The organism is Vibrio sp., from assembly GCF_038138445.1.
In the GTDB taxonomy this organism is placed as follows: domain Bacteria; phylum Pseudomonadota; class Gammaproteobacteria; order Enterobacterales; family Vibrionaceae; genus Vibrio.
In genome coordinates, this window is the sequence record NZ_JAYQDQ010000046.1 from 1 (window position 1) to 17,158 (window position 17,158).

The 17,158-nt window shown below is 41.5% G+C and carries 13 protein-coding genes and 2 tRNA genes; all 15 read right to left on the reverse strand.

From position 1 onward, the window contains the following. Positions 1–217: 217 nt before the first annotated feature. Positions 218–294, reverse strand: a tRNA-Val gene (locus AAFM34_RS12730). 36 nt (positions 295–330) lie between these two features. Beyond that, positions 331–407, reverse strand: a tRNA-Val gene (locus tag AAFM34_RS12735). A 158-nt stretch (positions 408–565) separates the two neighbouring features. Beyond that, positions 566–1,204 (reverse strand): sugar transferase, encoded by a 639-nt coding sequence (locus AAFM34_RS12740; protein WP_341663378.1) that lies wholly within the window; start codon positions 1,202–1,204, stop codon positions 566–568. A gap of 12 nt (positions 1,205–1,216) precedes the next feature. Continuing rightward, positions 1,217–2,401, reverse strand: coding sequence for a glycosyltransferase family 2 protein (locus tag AAFM34_RS12745; protein ID WP_341663380.1), 1,185 nt, complete (start codon positions 2,399–2,401; stop codon positions 1,217–1,219). Beyond that, positions 2,398–3,489 carry a glycosyltransferase gene (locus AAFM34_RS12750; RefSeq protein ID WP_341663382.1) on the reverse strand — a complete coding sequence of 364 codons (1,092 nt, stop codon included), beginning with the start codon at positions 3,487–3,489 and terminating at the stop codon, positions 2,398–2,400. Before AAFM34_RS12750 ends, AAFM34_RS12745 begins: the two co-directional genes overlap by 4 nt. A 119-nt stretch (positions 3,490–3,608) precedes the next feature. Beyond that, positions 3,609–5,045: a chain-length determining protein gene (locus AAFM34_RS12755; protein ID WP_341663384.1), complete on the reverse strand. Its 1,437-nt coding sequence runs from the start codon at positions 5,043–5,045 to the stop codon at positions 3,609–3,611. After that, positions 5,042–6,160: a glycosyltransferase gene (locus AAFM34_RS12760; protein WP_341663386.1), complete on the reverse strand. Its 1,119-nt coding sequence runs from the start codon at positions 6,158–6,160 to the stop codon at positions 5,042–5,044. Before AAFM34_RS12760 ends, AAFM34_RS12755 begins: the two co-directional genes overlap by 4 nt. Beyond that, positions 6,157–6,882, reverse strand: coding sequence for an acyltransferase (locus AAFM34_RS12765; RefSeq protein ID WP_341663388.1), 726 nt, complete (start codon positions 6,880–6,882; stop codon positions 6,157–6,159). The genes AAFM34_RS12760 and AAFM34_RS12765 overlap by 4 nt, the downstream gene beginning before the upstream one ends. A gap of 80 nt (positions 6,883–6,962) precedes the next feature. Next, the gene (locus AAFM34_RS12770; protein WP_341663390.1) at positions 6,963–8,354 is read right to left on the reverse strand and encodes an O-antigen ligase family protein; all 1,392 of its coding nucleotides are present in this window, start codon (positions 8,352–8,354) and stop codon (positions 6,963–6,965) included. Beyond that, positions 8,351–9,802 (reverse strand): oligosaccharide flippase family protein, encoded by a 1,452-nt coding sequence (locus tag AAFM34_RS12775; RefSeq protein ID WP_341663392.1) that lies wholly within the window; start codon positions 9,800–9,802, stop codon positions 8,351–8,353. Before AAFM34_RS12775 ends, AAFM34_RS12770 begins: the two co-directional genes overlap by 4 nt. A 9-nt stretch (positions 9,803–9,811) precedes the next feature. Continuing rightward, positions 9,812–11,008 (reverse strand): glycosyltransferase family 4 protein, encoded by a 1,197-nt coding sequence (locus AAFM34_RS12780; protein ID WP_341663394.1) that lies wholly within the window; start codon positions 11,006–11,008, stop codon positions 9,812–9,814. Beyond that, the gene (locus AAFM34_RS12785) at positions 11,001–12,203 is read right to left on the reverse strand and encodes a glycosyltransferase (protein WP_341663396.1); all 1,203 of its coding nucleotides are present in this window, start codon (positions 12,201–12,203) and stop codon (positions 11,001–11,003) included. The genes AAFM34_RS12780 and AAFM34_RS12785 overlap by 8 nt, the downstream gene beginning before the upstream one ends. A 107-nt stretch (positions 12,204–12,310) precedes the next feature. Next, complete coding sequence (locus AAFM34_RS12790; protein ID WP_341663397.1) at positions 12,311–13,372, reverse strand: glycosyltransferase family 4 protein; 1,062 nt, start codon at positions 13,370–13,372, stop codon at positions 12,311–12,313. Continuing rightward, positions 13,350–14,837 (reverse strand): sigma-54 dependent transcriptional regulator, encoded by a 1,488-nt coding sequence (locus AAFM34_RS12795; RefSeq protein WP_341663399.1) that lies wholly within the window; start codon positions 14,835–14,837, stop codon positions 13,350–13,352. The genes AAFM34_RS12790 and AAFM34_RS12795 overlap by 23 nt, the downstream gene beginning before the upstream one ends. A 22-nt stretch (positions 14,838–14,859) precedes the next feature. After that, entirely contained in the window at positions 14,860–17,154 is a 2,295-nt protein-coding gene (locus AAFM34_RS12800) for an ATP-binding protein (protein ID WP_341663401.1), read from the reverse strand. Between the last annotated feature and the right edge of the window lie 4 nt (positions 17,155–17,158).

Sequence of the window (17,158 nt, forward strand, 5' to 3'; positions counted from 1 at the left end):
TTTTAACTAAGACGGACTAAGTGAGTGGGTGCTCGGGGTCAAGTCTTTCATTTTACCCTAACCAAATTTATCCGAACGCCCGACATTCACCAGAAATCGTAACTCGAAGTTGTCCAAGAATTTCAAACCTAGACTCTTTTTAAATCATTGAATTGGAATGAAAGGAAGGAGCGATGGATACAAAAAAGCCCAGTTTTCACTGGGCTTTTTCCAAATTTGGTGGGTCCGGGCGAACTTGAATCGCCGACCCCCGCCATGTCAAGGCGATACTCTAACCAACTGAGCTACGGACCCAAATTTATGTTCTTTGCATATTTATGCTTTAAGGAGTGGTGGGTCCGGGCGAACTCGAATCGCCGACCCCTACCATGTCAAGGTAGTACTCTAACCAACTGAGCTACGGACCCATTCCTTAAGAACGAAACGGATATTACCGAGACTTTGATTGGTGTGCAAGTGCAAATTGTTGGTTTTCAAGTTGTTTGCTTCACAACTAGGCAATTTGGTGTTTTTTTGGACTTTAAAGGCCGAGGCTTCACTGTGAAATCTCGGCCTTTATTAGTTTCTATCGGCCGCGACCATCAACCATAACAATCAGAGTTTTAGTGATGATACTAACGTCCATCATGATCCAAGATTTAAGTGAACGAAGTGATAGAGCGTAGCTGTGGTCGTAGCCGACTTTCTTTCTCACATCATCGATACAAGTGTCGTAGCCTTGATTGACTTGTGCTAGGCCTGTGATTCCTGGCATGACACCGTAAGTTCTATCGGCAAAGTAGGGAATTTCAGACTCTAGCTTATTGTAAAAGCTTGGACGCTCTGGTCTTGGACCAATGATAGACATCTCACCGCGAACCACATTAAACAGTTGAGGAATTTCGTCTAAGCGAGTTTTGCGAAGGAAACGTCCTACTTTAGTGATACGTGGGTCGTTTTCTGTTGCCCATACCGCGCCTGATCTTGTTTCAGCATCCACATACATAGTGCGGAACTTAACGATTTCGAAGAACATCATTTGCTTGGGTGTTGATTTACCAACACGTAGCTGTTTGTAAAAAACAGGCCCTTTTGAGTCGAATTTTATAGCCAGTGCGATAATTGGCATCACAGGCGATAAAACGATAAGTCCAAGCAAGGCAGAGATAATATCAAAGATACGCTTTGCTAACCAAATTGAATATAAAGAAGATGCATTACTCATGGGATGCTCCTTTTATTGAATTCGTGTCCAGTGAGTGGACTCTAAGCCGAACAAATAACGTAGGCCACCAATTAAGTTGGCAGTATGACCAGCAACTATGTATGTTAGTAACTGGCAGTATTTATGACTAAATATTTTGGGGAAGACATGGCCCAAGGCAGCGAGTGAATATAAAGATGCCTGAGCAATGGTTCCCACTAAAAAAACTGGGTGGTTGATAAGCGCTATCGATAGAGCTAAACAAGCAATCATTAGGTAGGGTGCGATGAGCCTCAACCCTTTACCTGAGATAAAAGCAAATGCCACACCTTTGTATTTGGGAGAGAAGAGGTCAGCTAAATGCACCGCTTGCTGCATGTTACCAGCAGAAATTCTAAGCCTGCGTTTGAAGTCATTGTCAGTGTTTGTCGCTTCTAGCTCTAACGCAACCATGTTTTGGTCGTAGTGGACACTATATCCTTTGCGAACGATTTCCATTGGGATAATAAAGTCATCATTAATAGTGTTGTGCTGTAAAGGCTCGAACAACTTGGTTCTGAACATGTAAAGCGCACCGTGAGCGCCTAGAGTACTCCCTAAACATGCTTCGCTTTGCTTGACGTCACTTTGATAGTGCCAATATTTTTCTTCACCTTGGCTACCACGAGACAGAAGTTGGTAATGCCCGTTGACAGCGCCGACACTGCGATCTTGGAAGTGTCTATTGGCAACAAGAAGGGCATCAATTGAAATGAGTGCTGATACGTCACTCATGGCTGTAATTTCTGATGTGATGGTCTTCATTTGGTCATTAATTAACGCCACTTTACCTCGGTTCTGCTCGAACGCACGTATTTCAAAGTGTGTGTCACAGCAAATGGCTTCTTGAATAGTATCTTGTGCAATTTGTACAGTGCGGTCAGTGCAACCATCGCAGGCAATAATGACCTGATAATGCTTTTTGGGGTAATCAAGGGAAGCTAAGTTACGAATCTTTTCAGCAATCCATTTCTCTTCATTGTAAGCAGGCAGGAGTATAGTAACATCAGTGCACTCGACATCATCTTGACCTTTTTTGTAGCCACGTTCTACATGCTTGATTTTTGCAGAAGGGTGACGCTTTGAATACCATGCAAGAAACATTGGATACACCATGTGATGATAGATAATCAAAGCTGCGCTAATGACGAAACAAGCTGCGATAATGATGTCAATCATGCGAATTCCTCCTGAGAAAGTGCATCATAGGCCTCGACCATTTTTCTGATGTCGTTGTTGTTGGTTACAAATTGACGTGGTGAACGCTTTAAGCTAGGACTCAAAAGCATGTTGATATTGATAGCTAATTCGTGAGAATTTCCAACTTTCGAAAGTAATCCAGTTTCGGGACAAAGGGTTTCTTTTGTTCCGCCTACATCATGGGCGACCGTGGGTATGCCACAAGCTTGCGCTTCAAGAGGAGCAAGCGGGAAGCCCTCGCAGCGAGAAGGTAGGCAAAACACATCAAGTGAACGATAGAAGTTAGGCATGTCTTCAACCAGCCCCAAAAATCTAACTCTGTCTGTGATGCAAAGATGTCTTGCTAGTTGGATAAGAGACTTACGTTGGCTTCCATCGCCTGCAATCACGAGTTTGGCACCTTGGTGAATGTATGGCATCGCTTTTAACAGTAAGTCATGACCTTTAACTTCTTCTAAGCGACCTGCTGAGCCGATAAGTAGGCCTTCTAGGGGTAATCCGAGTTTTACTCTCGCATCTTTTTGATCCCCAGGAGTGAACTGTTCGCAATCGACACCGTTTTTTATCACCGCAACTTTGTCGTAGTTAAGCTGGTTATCAAGTTGATTTTTAACCATGTCTGCATCTGCAACGACTTGAGGTCGAGCAAACTTTAAAACAAGACTTTGGAGTAATCTGTGTTTTGGGCTGTTTAAGTGCCAAGCATCATGTTCTGTATGAACAATGTGTTTTACGCCAGCAAGCTTTGCAGCTGTAGAGCCATAGATGAGTGGTCCAATGTGATGAGTGTGAACGACTTGAGGTTTGATGTGTTTGAACAAACGGTAGAGGTTTACAACTACGTCTTTACTTACGCCAGCCTGTTTATTGACGAATATAAGCTTGTGCGTGATATCTTTTAGTGCTGGCCAGTTGTTCACAGCCTCTTCTTTGTTACCTTCAAGACTAACAATTAAAACGTTTGACGCTGATGAAGCAAACTTAAGCATGTTAATCGCTAAAGTCTCTAAGCCACCTGGTGATAGATGTTGGACAACATGGAGAGTGGTGTTTGCTTTGCTTTTCATTATTAGTCCTCAAATCGGAGAGTCTAATACTGACAAAGCACATCTTATGCCAAATATAAAATCTATATTAGACAATGATTTAATATATGTCTCTTCAGCTGTTTCATTTTGAGATTCAATTATGAATGAAAAGGTTTTATTTTGGGAATGATAGCGATGACTTGTGCACCTGTCAGTGCTTCTAACTCATTTGGGCTTCTGACGGAGGTATTAAATAGCTCTATCATAGTAGCGATACCGCAGCCTAATCCAATACCTGCAAAAAGCCCTGCTGCTATAAAAATGATCACAGGTAGGTTAGCTGGAGCACTTGGAGTGTAGGGTAGGTCGATAATTTTGACCCGTTTATTTTGTTCAAATATACCGAGTGACCCAGTAAGCTGAGCCATTTCGTACCTTTGGATTAACTCGTCGTAAAGCTGCCTTTTTACTCTTACGTCACTTTGCAATTGAAACATCTCTTTAGCGTTATCACCAAACTTATTGGCTTGCTGCTCTAAATCAGAGATCATTTTCTTAAGGCTTTTGGTTTCTTCGCTCAAAGATTCGAATTTTCCTCGCACTACTTGCAGGTTGTGTAGTTGGGTCACGAGTAGGGGTTGTATCTTAGTTATGTCAGAGAGTGCGCTACTACTGGCAATATCCCATAGCTGCTCACTACTAATATTGGGTTGCTCGACAGCTAATAGTTCGGCACGCTCGCTTTCTAGCCGGCGAAGTTCACGTTGTTTTCCTACCACAGCACTGTGACTATCGGTATATTTTGCCCTTAGTAAAGAAAGCTCACTTCTGATTTCGATGATTTGATCTTCGATTTTACCCACTACTGGGTTTGTTCTCGATAACTGTTGATCGAGAGAGCCTAAGCTACGCTCAACACCGGCCAGTTCAGCTTCTTTTTCAGCAAGACTTTGCTTTAGAGTGGCCAAACGAGTCAGGCTTTGGTTTTGCATCTCAGGTGTGACAGATGCGTTCTCATTCTTGAAATTCGCCAATGCAGTCTCGGCTTCATCCAAGGCTTGGCGGCGCTTTTCAATATGCAGAGTAAGGAATTCACTTGAGTCTTTTATCGATGATCGTTCTGGCGCCAGCATTTGTTCAATAAAATGTTCACTGATTGATTCGAGTAATTCCTTCATTCCATCGGGTTTTGGGGCTGTGAGCTGTATTTTGAGAAAGTCTTTGCCGGGCTGAGTTACAGTAAGACTTGCCGCTAGCTTTGCAATGACTCTGTCAACTTGTTGAGGAGACATAGTATCATCGGTTAATCCGCGCTCTGCTGCTACTGAACGGAGAATATGTCTACTTTTTAAAAGTGTGCGAAGAGCCGTTAAACGCTCTTTGAGCATGGTAGATACGGCAAGGTCTTCCAAGAAAGGGTTCATCTTGGCAGTTTCTTGAATCAGCATACTTGTATGTGATACGTATTTTTCAGGGGCTATTTTTCCGACGAAATACCCAGCAAATGGTATAAGCAATATAGGTAAAACTATGACGTAACGTTGTCGCCAAGCAGCGTTTAAAATTACGATGAACCTAAGCTTTAATTCATTCATAATGACTCCAGAAGCCTATTGACTACTTGGGTTCTAGCATCCCAACTATCGCTACGGACTATCTCAGAATTAACCTCACTTTTCATCAATACATCATTGAGTGCTTGGCTAAATTCTGTTGGATTATTAACTAGGTTTACATGTTGTTTGTATGGTTCAAGTGCTGGGAATGGAGTGGTTACCACAGGTGTACCAGTTGCTAGGTATTCCATTAACTTAAGTGGGCTACAAGCTAGGATCTGTTGATTGAGTTTGAAGGGAAGTAAGCTTGCGTCCCAATGTTGACTGTAACTTGGCAGCTCATTATGAGGTTTAGGGCCGAGATAATATACATTAGACAGTTTTGGTAGAGGGTTGAAATCGAGCTCTACAGGGCCGATGAACACGAAGTCCCAATTTGGGTTAGTAAGACAAACTGATACAATTAACTCATAGTCTAGCCAATTTGAAATGCTGCCATAAAAGCCAGCAATCGGTTTACCATTATTGGGTAAGTCTACTGCCCTATGAGCTGGTCGGCTGAATAATTCGTAATCCACACCATGGGGAATGAGCGTGGTTTTTTGTGAATCAAATTTGCCGCATATGGCAGGGCTTGCGCCCAAAATTATGTCGGCGATATTTGCTAGCTTACTTTCGTGTGACGCTATCGTATCGTGATCAACACCAGCTAGAGATGAGAAATCATCACCGCAATAGTAAACTACCGCAGATTCATCTAAGTGCCCACAAAGGTCAGCAGCAGTGGGAAGTGACGTCCATAATATTGGTTTTACTAGCTTAAGTTTGTCGATCACGGGTTTGAGCTGAGATAGCAGTAAGCTTTTGGCTATCTCTCGTGCCCAAGAAGACTTTGGAGCAGGAATTGTTTTAAGGTTTACGACTGTAATGTTTGCTGGAAGTGGGTGACAATCAGACGAGTATCCACCCTTACTGCGGCCAAGCAGTTTGCCAAACGCCCTCTTCATATCTTGCTTATTGAGCTTAGGTTGACGCAGGCCTATTGAATTAACCCAGAGAATTTTTCGATCGTGAGCAAGTCTTGATACTATATGCTGAGTGCTAGATGGTAACCCACCGAAATCTTCGCCAAATACGATCAAATCACGATTCATAAAGCCTCCGTTTCTGTCAATTTGCGCACCACTCGAGCGGGGTTACCCGCCGCGACAACAAACGGGGGTAAGCTTTTGGTGACTACGCTTCCAGCACCGACTACAGTCCCTTTGCCAATTGTTACGCTCGGACATACGGTGACATTAGTTCCTAACCAAACATCATCTTCCAGTATAATGCTGCCGACATCTTCATCTTTGTCACCCAAACCTATAGCTCTTTCTTGAGCATTTAACGAGTGTCCTGAATATCCAAATAAAAAGGCTCGCCCAGCCATTCTGACATTATTGCCAATAATGACTTGTTTACCTACCGCAATCGTTGTTTGCCAACCAATATCTACGTTATTGCCTATGATCAGCTCGGGGCCCGTTGATTGAGTGCGTCCACTAAATGTTGTGTGACCAGAGATTCGGCAATCATTACCTAGTTGTATTTTAAGTGGCCCAGTCACCAGAGGTACGCCTCCAAATAAATACAGGTGTTTACCAAATTTTGTAACCCGTCCTTTAAATGCAGGGGTATAAATGAACACTCTCATTAGAGTGCTAATAAATGCCATTAGCCCGTTATAACTAAACGAAACCAACTTATTGAAAATATAAGGAGTAGGGAGATCGCATGCTCTGATGTACTTCAAAACCAAGAAAACCTTACGACACGCAGGATTTGGGTTCTCTTTAAGCCACACTTTAATGTCATTGATGTGAGTCGCTAGCATACTAATTCTCCTAATCTTTATTAAATATAGGAGGTATTACACTTTGTATGCCAGAATAAAACTCATTTTAAAACAAAAATTTAAGTTTTACTGAGTGAGGTTTTTGAAATTTTCTCATTTTGAGAACTATTTTGCACGATGCGATTAAGTGCTATGCATAAAGCTGCCAATATGTATATGGGCCAAGTAAAGCCTTGAGTGAGGAAAGTTCCCGAAACAATGGTGCCAATAATGCCTGCATAAACAGCAGTTGCTGTGCCATGAAGGTAAGGTGAATAGTTGGGTGGATCAGAGTCGAGCAATCCGAGAGTTTGTTGGCTTGTTTTAACTAGGGAATAGATACAGCCAATGAATACGAATAGCCCAACAAAACCCGTTTCAGCCAGTACGCCAAACCAAGTGGAGTGTACAGCATGGTTGAGACCATCCCAGTGTGGACTGTAGAAAAAGTAATTAGAATAAAAATTGTTTAAGCCCACGCCTGTAACTGGGTTATCAACGGCCATTCCAAATGCTGCCTCCCAAGCATAAAGGCGTCCCATGGCAGAGGCATCGATGCCTTCTTCGGCAGCTCCGCCAGACTTTCGGTCAGAAATCCCTGCCGCCGCAGCCAGTACCATCAGAGCTAAGGTGCCGATCACGGCGAGTAAGACTTTCGACTTTATAATTCTCAAACCAAAGATACCGAAAACTGCAACGGAGCCTAGTAATCCTCCGCGACTTTGTGTGGCTATGACAGCAGAAAGAGATAAGATTGTGCCAATTAGTCCTAATATCCGGACACTGCCAAGGTTTTTGGTCGTCATCAAACTAATGGCAAAAGCGAGTGGGAACATGAGTACCAGAGAGAGGTCGTTAGGATCGCCAAGCACAGAGCCCAGATTTCTTCCAATGGTAACTCGGGTTCCTTCTACTAAACCGATGCCATTTATTGAGTTGGAAAGGGCAACACACGCAATCAAAGTACCTGCAAGAACAATTAATATACTGATGCGCTGAACGTTGAGAGCGCTGTTTACCAACCAAGCAATAGCAAATGTCATGATTATAATTTTCCAGTAGATGGCTTTGAAATATTTTATTGCAAGTCCTGGATTGGATGAGAAGAGTATACCGATGAAGACTAGAAACCAAAAAATGGATAGCCAAGTTAAACTTGGATGCCAAAAGGTTTCTAACTGTTTGCTAATTAAGCTATGCCAAAGTAAAGCGCTTAGGGCTCCAAGTGATAAGAGTAAAGGAATTTTTAATGAATAAAGTGCAGGAATGGCCTCGTGGATGCGAAAAAATGAAAAGAGTACAAACAAACTTACTAGCCAGAATGTTTGGTTGAGAACAAACAACACGCCAAGAGGCAGCATGCAGAGTACAACTGCAACTGCAGGGTGGGGGACAAATTTCCAAATAAGTGCGACCAGTAAGCAAACACCAATAGTGACAAACAGAGGATAAAATGTCCGTTGCCCTGTCATAGTGTTCGTCCAATCCTATCTTGCTCCGAATTGTCTTTCACATCAAACTGCGTGAATTCAACAAAGCCTAACTTTTGAAGCAAAATTAGAAATAATAGTGGTTGTATGACAAACATCAGCAAGGCAATTTGAGGCGAATTATTGTACCAGCTGCTTGAAGTAAACAGAATACTAACGCCGATGATTGAAAATACGGCTTTTACTTTGTATGGCAAGGAGAAAAGAGATTGACTCAGGAATGTTATTAACACTAGGCGAATCAACTGACCCAAGCATAAACATAATAGTATTTCTGCTACACCGACCTCTTTAATAAGCCAAGCAAGAGAGAGTGCGAAAACGGTAGCAATAAGATTAATGTAGAATAAGTGTTGTGTTTTCTTTGCATACAACACTCCTATGTTTAAGAGTTCGACCATTTCTTTCAACAGCATAATGATAATACAGATGACAACAAACTGACTGGCTAAGTGATACGTATTAGGTAGGGTGACAATGATAAAACATTGACTGGCCCAAGTGACGAGGATACTTAATAAGCACAGAGCTGCTATGCCTTGCTGTGTGTGGTAGACGACTTTGTTTTTTCCATGGGTTTCTAGTAACTCAAAACGTTTTGGCATCCACCACATATGAAAAGGCTGGATCAAAATCCCTAATGCGAGTGCGAATTTAGCAGCTACGGCATAAATGCCAAGTGTTTCGAGTGAGTGTGACTCGGCTATAACCCATCGCTCGGCGCCACTTAATCCAAAAGCTACGATAGCGGAAAGCATTAATGGTGAAGAGTAATGAAGATACTTTTTATATTTCTTTACTGAGGGTAACTGTAATGAAAATCTATTATGTACGAAAAGATATATGGTCTGTATGAGTGCACAAAGCACACCTACACCAAAAATCAGGGTTACATTTGGTGATGTCACCAAAATCCACACGATGAGTGAGATTTGTATCACCAAAGTGACCAAGCTTACTTTAAAAAATGTCCAAGCCTTGTTGTTAAGCCTTAACCAAGCTAAGCATATCGCTAATGGAGCTTCTACTGAAATGACTAAAGCAATTAAAGCTGCTTGGTAAGAGTTAATCGTCGTACTCGATGAAAAAAGAGTGAAGTAAAAAGCAACAAATATGGTGGCGAGAAAGATTGATGTTATCAACGAGCTTGTACATAGCTCGCATACTCGAATGTAACGTATTTCATCTTGTTTGATTGTGCCGATAAAACGATAGAGATTTTCATGCATGGCTAATCCAACTAAGAGGCTAAAAAATACAGTCGTAATTGCCAGTAGCTCGAGATGACCAAACTCACTTGGAGTCAGATAAGTTGCCATAAATGGCAACATGATTAGAGATGTCCCTTTCATCATTAGCAGGCTAGCAGCGTAGAGAGACATACTTTTTATATTATCTTGTTGTAACCAGGCGTTAATTTTTTGTCGCATAATGATTCCTCATTGCTTTAACGGGTTTGGTTCACGAGACTCTTTTAAGTACGGTTCACTATCGATTGTTTTGACAAAATCTAAATAGCGATGCTCAGCTGTGTATTCCTGCGCCACTCGAAATCCATTGTTTATACAGCGATGAAAGTTATTTTTATCTTTGGTTGCATAGAGCAATGCATCACATAAAGAGTTTGGGTCATTTGGTAGGTATTTGATACAGTTTTTGTTGTGTATTAGACGTTTATCCCAGTATGAGCCATCTTGGGGAATAACAACACACATACCAGCAGCCAAAGCTTCAAGAATTGATAAGCCAAAGGGTTCATTTCGACTTGTTGAAACAAAAATATTGGACTGACTACGAATAGTGTCGAGATCTTGGGGATCCTGATACCAATTGACATGCTGTATTGAAATAGGAGCGGTACTTACAGGGATCGAAGTGTCTACTGGACGAATATAGCAAATATTTGCGGCGAGAGGTTTAAGTTTGGCGGCATGCGCCAAAGCTTCAACCATCAGATCGAGCCCTTTCCATTTAAGCAGGGATGCAGCCCAATAACAGACAGGAAAATCGGTCTGAGCGCGCGTTGGCCAATCTTCTTCTGCTAGTCCATTTACAAATGTATGGTAGGCAGAAGAAGTGAAATAGGACTCTACGAGAGCTTGGCAATCACTAATACTAATTTTCTTTGTTAAGTAAGTGGCTAGTGCAACAGCCATACTCGGCTTACTAGAAGGTAAATGGAATACTTTATCAGCCTTGGTGAGGCAGTATCCGATAGAGCGAGAATTACCCACAGGGCCGTGTACCAATTGAATAATATCAATATGTTTGAATAATTTAGTGATATAAAGTGCCATATCCATACCTGGCCCAGAGGCACCAATGGCTCTAGATACATTGTGATATTTGAACAACACAAAAAGCAGACAAACACAAGTGTACAACTGGTTTATCCAATATAGGATGCCATAATGTTGTTTAGCTAAGGCTTTCACCAAAGGGAGTTTGATAACATCAATAGTGTGAGAATGGCTTAACTTACATCCCTTCCAAAATTGTGGCTGCACTGTTGCGACAATGAATTGGTTTTTATCTGCTCGACAAAGCCGTAATGCTTCAACGGTCGCAAGCTTTGATCCACCTTTGAACGTAATAGGATCAAATATCAATGTTTGTTCAATATTTGATTTAACCATGTTCACCTCCTAGCAGAAAGCGTTTGGTAAGGTAGGTTTTTAAGGGTATGAAAGTGCGCCAAATGGATACGGATGTTTGATGCTGTCTGAGCAATTGACGATAAAGGTGAAATATTTTCTGACTAGAAACGCTTATGTCAAAATGTCGAGTAATATGCTGATGAGCTTCTTTCGACAACTGCTGACCAAACTTTTTGTGCTCAAGTAGAACGGTCATCATCTTGGCAATTGGTGCAGTGCCGTGATTGGGGTAGAGCAGTCCAGTAACACCATGGTGAATGAACTCAGGAATTCCGCCTTCTCGTGGTGCTATAACTGGAATATTGGCAAGAGTTGCTTCGGCGATCGCTAGTCCAAAAGCCTCTCGTCGAGAGCCACTGACGAAGGCATCACATCCTTTAAGCCAGCCGACAACATTATTTTGCTCACCTACAAAATGGACTTTATTTTCAATGTATAATGTTTTCGCGAGTCTTTCTAACTCATATCTCATTGGTCCATCACCGATAATAAGTAGATGCGTATCAGCGTATTCCATATTGAGGTTTTGTATTGCCGTAATTAGCCTGTCCATTCCTTTGTCGTAAATGAGCGAACCGACGGTAGCAAACAGAGTACAGTCATCAGGTAATCCAATTGCTGCTTTGCTATCGATTTTCGTCTGTTCCATTAGTTTGGTGACATCAATACCATTGTGAATGGTTGAAAGTCGCTGTTGTGGGTAGCCCTCTCGGGTTAGTTGGCCTCCGACATAACGGCTAACGGCGATAGTGTGCGGAGATAGATGCAATCCAAGAGTGACACGATCCCGAGCTGGATAGGTGCTATGTAGCTGTGTGACTAATGGAACGTTCATCAAGCGAGAAGCGATAATCATCCACTGGCAAGGAGCACCGCTGTTAACATGAATAATGTCAATTTTCTCATGTTTGATGATTCGGCATGCTTTTACTATTAACTTAAACCAGCCAAATAGATTAAAACGGGGTTTTAACCAACCTAATAGAAGAGGAAAAGAGTCTAACTGAGTAGCGATGCCTTTTTTCAGTGAGTGCTGGTATAAGGATGAGTTATTTGTCCATAAATGAACGTCAAAACTTTGTGACGAGCAGTAGTGAATAAGATTGATTAGGCAGTGTTCACTTCCTCTGATCCAATTGTTTCCATAGTGAACAAACAATATTTTTTTTTTCATTATGAGCCTCTCCTGATGTTGGTTACTTAACACCAACGCAAATGAGATGCCAAAATAGTCTTCGTGCTATGTGTGTGAAAAATAAAAAGAAAATAAACTATCTGTTTTTAAGATAAGTTTTTATCAAATTGAGAATCAGATTGAGCATCAATACCAGAGTAAATATCGAGCATTCGAGGAATGACTGAAGATGTTGAAAAATCCTGATGTATGCTTGCTATTGCATTATTTTGTATCGCTTCCATTTCATTTGCACTGAGTTGGGCAATGCTAATTAATGTTTGATTGAGAGCATCTAAGTTTTCGACAATAAAACCATTTTTACCATTGCTGATAAGCTTAGATAAATCGCCGACATCAAAAGCGATAATGATGCAGCCTCTTGCCATTGCTTCAAGTGCAGCCATCGGGAGTCCCTCATAACGTGAACAAATGATGAGAGTCTGGATGTTGTTCCAAACTTCCGCCATGTCGGCTTGATATCCGTGGCATGTAATATTATCTGGCGCATTTTTAATGATGTTAGCTTCTAAAGGCCCTGAGCCGTATATGTGAAAGTTAAGTTGTGGATTACTTATAGCGCATTGAATAAAGCGGTCAGGTGCTTTTTCGTGACTTAATCTACCGACAAAAGCGATCTGTTTGCCATTACTTTGCTTCAAATTAAGGTCATCAATAAAGTTATTCAATCTCCTAGTTTGGAATGGAATTTTAGCACTAACTTGTTTGCTAACTGAGAGGGCCGCTGAAGAAACAAATGCTGTATAACGATCGACGAAATCGTAAAACTTAACCTTTCCTCGTGGAGTCTCACCGGCATGGTATGTAGAAACTTGGGTTATTCCTGTAATAAGCCGAGCACATTTAGCGAGAATGCTCGCCTTGTAGCCATGGGCATGAATTATGTCACCTCGTCGATGATCTACTCTTTTAAGTAAAGTCCAGAGAGGAAAACCGTTTGATAGAGAGAGATAACTATATTTAATCCCGTTACCTTCTAATTTGTCTATAAGTGGTGATGAAGTTGAGTAGCGTTTAACGATTAGCACTTCAACATACACTTTATGTTGCTTGAGCCCTTTAGCAAGCTCAAGCACATAAGCATCGATACCACCATATGTCAGGCTATCAATAAGCAGCCATACTTTACTCGGCATATTGCTGTGCATCTTCCTCAGATTCCCAAGCTTGCTTTTTGCGATAAACCGTTGATGGACTGAGCTCAAGTAACACTGCAGCATTAAGCACATTTCCATCACAATAATCAATGGCCTGCTGAATCGTTTCGCGCTCAACAATCCACATAGGACGTATAGTGACATCTTTTGGATGAGTGACTTGCAGTTCCTCATTATTAGCGTGTATGTGCTCGGGTTGCTCTAAAGTAATAGGGTCTTCTTGAGCCATTGGTTGAATCTGTTGTGTAACCGCAGGTTGAGGTGATTTTACTTTTGATATCTTCGGCCCGCGCGTAATTTGCTCTGGGAGGTGTTCTACTGATAACTTTGCATCGTTGTTGAGTACAACAATGTTTCGAATAATATTCTGTAGTTGTCGAACATTACCAGGCCATGCATAACTCTTTAGCAGGGATTCTGCATCTCTATTGATACCGTTGAATTTTTTGCCATCTTCTTTGGCAAACACTCGCAAAAAGTGAGTCGCTAGTGTTGTGATGTCGTTGCCGCGTTCTTTTAATGGGGGCATCTCTATGGGAACAACATGCACGCGATAATACAAATCTTCTCTAAATCGTCCTTCTTCGACTTCGAGTAGAGGATCGCGGTTAGTCGCACAAATGATTCGGACATCGACTTTGAGTTCTCTCGAACCACCTAGTGGAGTGAATGTACCTGTTTGCAGAAAACGTAGGAGCTTTTTCTGCATATCGAGTTCCATTTCACAAAGCTCATCGAGAAAAAGGGTTCCACCATGGGCTTGTGATGCTGCACCTTTTCTGTCGGTCGTTGCCCCTGTAAATGCACCTTTGATATGACCAAATATCTCACTTTCCATAAGATCCTTTGGTATTGCGCCACAGTTAATAGCCACAAAAGGCTTATCTTTACGTTTACTTTCTTGATGAATAGCTTCCGCGCAGACTTCTTTGCCTGTGCCACTTTCACCAATAATAAAAACACTTACATTGGTTGGAGCTACTGAGTCAATAATTTTGTATACGCCCTGCATAGGCAAACAAGAGCCGATAAAACCATGAAAGCGGTTCCTGTCAAACTTGGCCTCAATATCTTCGACAAGGTGTTCGAGCTTAACTTGCTGTAGATGTAAATTTATTGACGTTTTTAACCTATCAGCCTGAATGGGTTTTTCTAAAAAATCTTTAGCACCTTTTTGGAGTAAGTTAACAGCCGTGTCTACTGAACCATGAGCAGTAGCGACAACGACAGAAGTGGGGACTTGATTTTCGTTAATCCAATCTAATATGTCTTCCCCATCCATATCAGGTAGCTTAAGATCTAATATCACAAGCTGAGGTACATTTCTTTCAATAAAAGTAATGGCATCCCGCCCTGTCTCTACATGAAAGAGGTCAAAAGATTCATCTTTCACATACTGTTTATACAAAATAGCCAGAGATGTAGAGTCTTCGATTAATAATACTTTCGCTCTCATATGACGTTATCCTTGTTTATTTCTAGCCTGCGGGTTCGATGAAGCCCTGCTTTTTTCTGTAGGCTAATGCGGCGAGAGATTTTTCCGCCAGCTCTTTAAGCTCGTCCCGCAGTTGGTAGGCCTGTTCTTCTTGATTATCTATGCACAAATGTTCAATTTTTCTTGCAAGATTTGACAGTATTCTGTTGCCGAGTGCGAGTGCTGAGCTGCCTAATGTATGGCTCTCAAACTCTAGGGTATTTTTGTCTTTTTCATCGATAGCCTGATAGATCTTATTTAATCTTTCTTGAGACTCCTCAAGGTAATGATCTATCAGCATAGGCAACACGTCGGCACTCGTATCTTCTATCATTTGTTCTAAGATAGTTTCATCTACCAGTTCTAAGTCCACTTGCTTTTCCTGAATCCTTGTTTCGACGGTATTGTCGTCTGAATTATCGTGTGACTCCAGTTGACGTCCTTTACTTGACCGCCTGCTTGAATCATCACTTAAGAATAGATTGATTTTTTCAATTAGTTGAGACAAACGAACAGGTTTGGACAAATAATCGTCCATGCCTGCGTCTAGGAACATTTCTTTATCCCCAGTTAACGCATGAGCGGTTAGAGCAATAATGGGTACTTGACTAATTGAAGAGTCGGCATTTTTCCTCAAAGCCTTACAAGTTTGCATTCCATCAAGTTTAGGCATCGAAATATCCATAAAAATAAGGTCGTAATGGTATTCCTTGACCATTTCTAATACACGCTCTCCATTTTCAGCAATGTCTATGCTTAAGTTTAGTCTGTTAAACATCTCTTGGATAACCAACTTATTGGCTTTGTTATCTTCGGCAACTAATATGCTAACGTCAGAGACTTTCAACTCAGAATTATTGGATGATTCTTTGGGTGTACCTATGTGTTTGTCAGCAAGCTCAAATCTGATCCTAAACGAGAAAGTGCTGCCAATAGACGGAGTACTTTCCACTTCTATATGCCCATCCATCAGCTCACATAGGCGTTTACATATTGCTAACCCTAACCCTGAACCCTCATGGCTACGAGAGTATGTTTGGTCTGCCATGGTGAACTCTTCAAATAGGTAGTCCATCGCGTTTCGGCTTATTCCTACCCCTGTATCAATGATTTTGCAGGTAATTTCAGCGTGCCCACTGCCTGAAGGTGTAGCTTCGATTTGCACAGCGACACTGCCGTTTTTGGTAAATTTGATCGCATTACCAATTAGATTGTGTAGCACCTGTTTAATACGATTTTCATCACCATATACATGGGATGGAACAGAGCTATCTATAGTACAATTTAGATTTAGAGACCGCGCTTTAGCAGTAGGTAAGAAGGTTTCGACAACAGTTTCAACGCACCTGCGAAATTCGAAAGGCTTGTGCTCAAGTCTCAATGTATTTGAGTCCATTCTTGTAAAATCAAGAATGTCGTTAATAATGCTAAGCAGAAACTGCCCAGATTCGGCTGCTGTATTGACTAACTTTCTTTGTTGAGGGGTCAGTTTTGACTCTTCGAGGATATTTAGGATTCCAAGTACTCCATTCATCGGAGTACGAATTTCATGAGACATAGAAGCCAAAAAGCGGCTTTTTGATTCGTTGGCTTGCTCTGCTTCAGAGCGGGCACCTTTTAAGTCCGCATAGTTTCTCTCGAGCTTTCTCGACATATCGTCAAATGCTCGCGCAACTTCTCCCAATTCATCCTTTGAATCATCATTTATCTGATATCCTGGCCCATATTGGCTAACCGTGTTGGCAGCTTTTATTAACGTTACCAGGCTCTTAGTAAGATAAGTACCCAAGAAAAAAGAGAATATTGCGACGAGTATAACCTCTATTGAAGCGATACCTATGATCGATTTTTGAGCATTGGTCAACATGGAATTTATGCCGGAAACCTCAAATCCTATATCTATGGTGCCGTAGTAATTATCGGAGCTAAAAACTTCTCTTCGAGTATCGAAAATACCATCATTAACCGAGCCTAAATTATAATCCTCACTCATTTTTCGTTTGAGCAGTGCCTTGTCTCCTTCACAAGATAGCTCTTTATCGCCACGCATGACTTTTATGTAGGCTATGTCTTCTACTGTCATGAATTCTTTAACTAGATCATCTAGGGTGGCAATATCGTTGGAAATCATTGCGTCTTTAGCTGCATGGGTAAACATGTCAGCGGTCGAGTTGGCACGTTGAAGTAATTGCTTTTCATTCGATTCGGATAAAAAGCTCATAGCGCTGAAGGTAAGAGCAACGAGCATAACGATCTCGATGAAAGCAATACCTAATATAGTTTTTACTCTAAAAGACATAATT

What these genes read in the sequence shown, in the direction of transcription:
- AAFM34_RS12765 (WP_341663388.1), bottom strand. Translation starts at nt 6,882, where the DNA reads ATGCTAGCGACTCACATCAATGACATTAAAGTGTGGCTTAAAGAGAAC.
- AAFM34_RS12745 (WP_341663380.1), bottom strand. Translation starts at nt 2,401, where the DNA reads ATGATTGACATCATTATCGCAGCTTGTTTCGTCATTAGCGCAGCTTTG.
- AAFM34_RS12750 (WP_341663382.1), bottom strand. Translation starts at nt 3,489, where the DNA reads ATGAAAAGCAAAGCAAACACCACTCTCCATGTTGTCCAACATCTATCA.
- AAFM34_RS12740 (WP_341663378.1), bottom strand. Translation starts at nt 1,204, where the DNA reads ATGAGTAATGCATCTTCTTTATATTCAATTTGGTTAGCAAAGCGTATC.
- AAFM34_RS12795 (WP_341663399.1), bottom strand. Translation starts at nt 14,837, where the DNA reads ATGAGAGCGAAAGTATTATTAATCGAAGACTCTACATCTCTGGCTATT.
- AAFM34_RS12800 (WP_341663401.1), bottom strand. Translation starts at nt 17,154, where the DNA reads ATGTCTTTTAGAGTAAAAACTATATTAGGTATTGCTTTCATCGAGATC.
- AAFM34_RS12760 (WP_341663386.1), bottom strand. Translation starts at nt 6,160, where the DNA reads ATGAATCGTGATTTGATCGTATTTGGCGAAGATTTCGGTGGGTTACCA.
- AAFM34_RS12775 (WP_341663392.1), bottom strand. Translation starts at nt 9,802, where the DNA reads ATGCGACAAAAAATTAACGCCTGGTTACAACAAGATAATATAAAAAGT.
- AAFM34_RS12770 (WP_341663390.1), bottom strand. Translation starts at nt 8,354, where the DNA reads ATGACAGGGCAACGGACATTTTATCCTCTGTTTGTCACTATTGGTGTT.
- AAFM34_RS12755 (WP_341663384.1), bottom strand. Translation starts at nt 5,045, where the DNA reads ATGAATGAATTAAAGCTTAGGTTCATCGTAATTTTAAACGCTGCTTGG.
- AAFM34_RS12780 (WP_341663394.1), bottom strand. Translation starts at nt 11,008, where the DNA reads ATGGTTAAATCAAATATTGAACAAACATTGATATTTGATCCTATTACG.
- AAFM34_RS12785 (WP_341663396.1), bottom strand. Translation starts at nt 12,203, where the DNA reads ATGAAAAAAAAAATATTGTTTGTTCACTATGGAAACAATTGGATCAGA.
- AAFM34_RS12790 (WP_341663397.1), bottom strand. Translation starts at nt 13,372, where the DNA reads ATGCACAGCAATATGCCGAGTAAAGTATGGCTGCTTATTGATAGCCTG.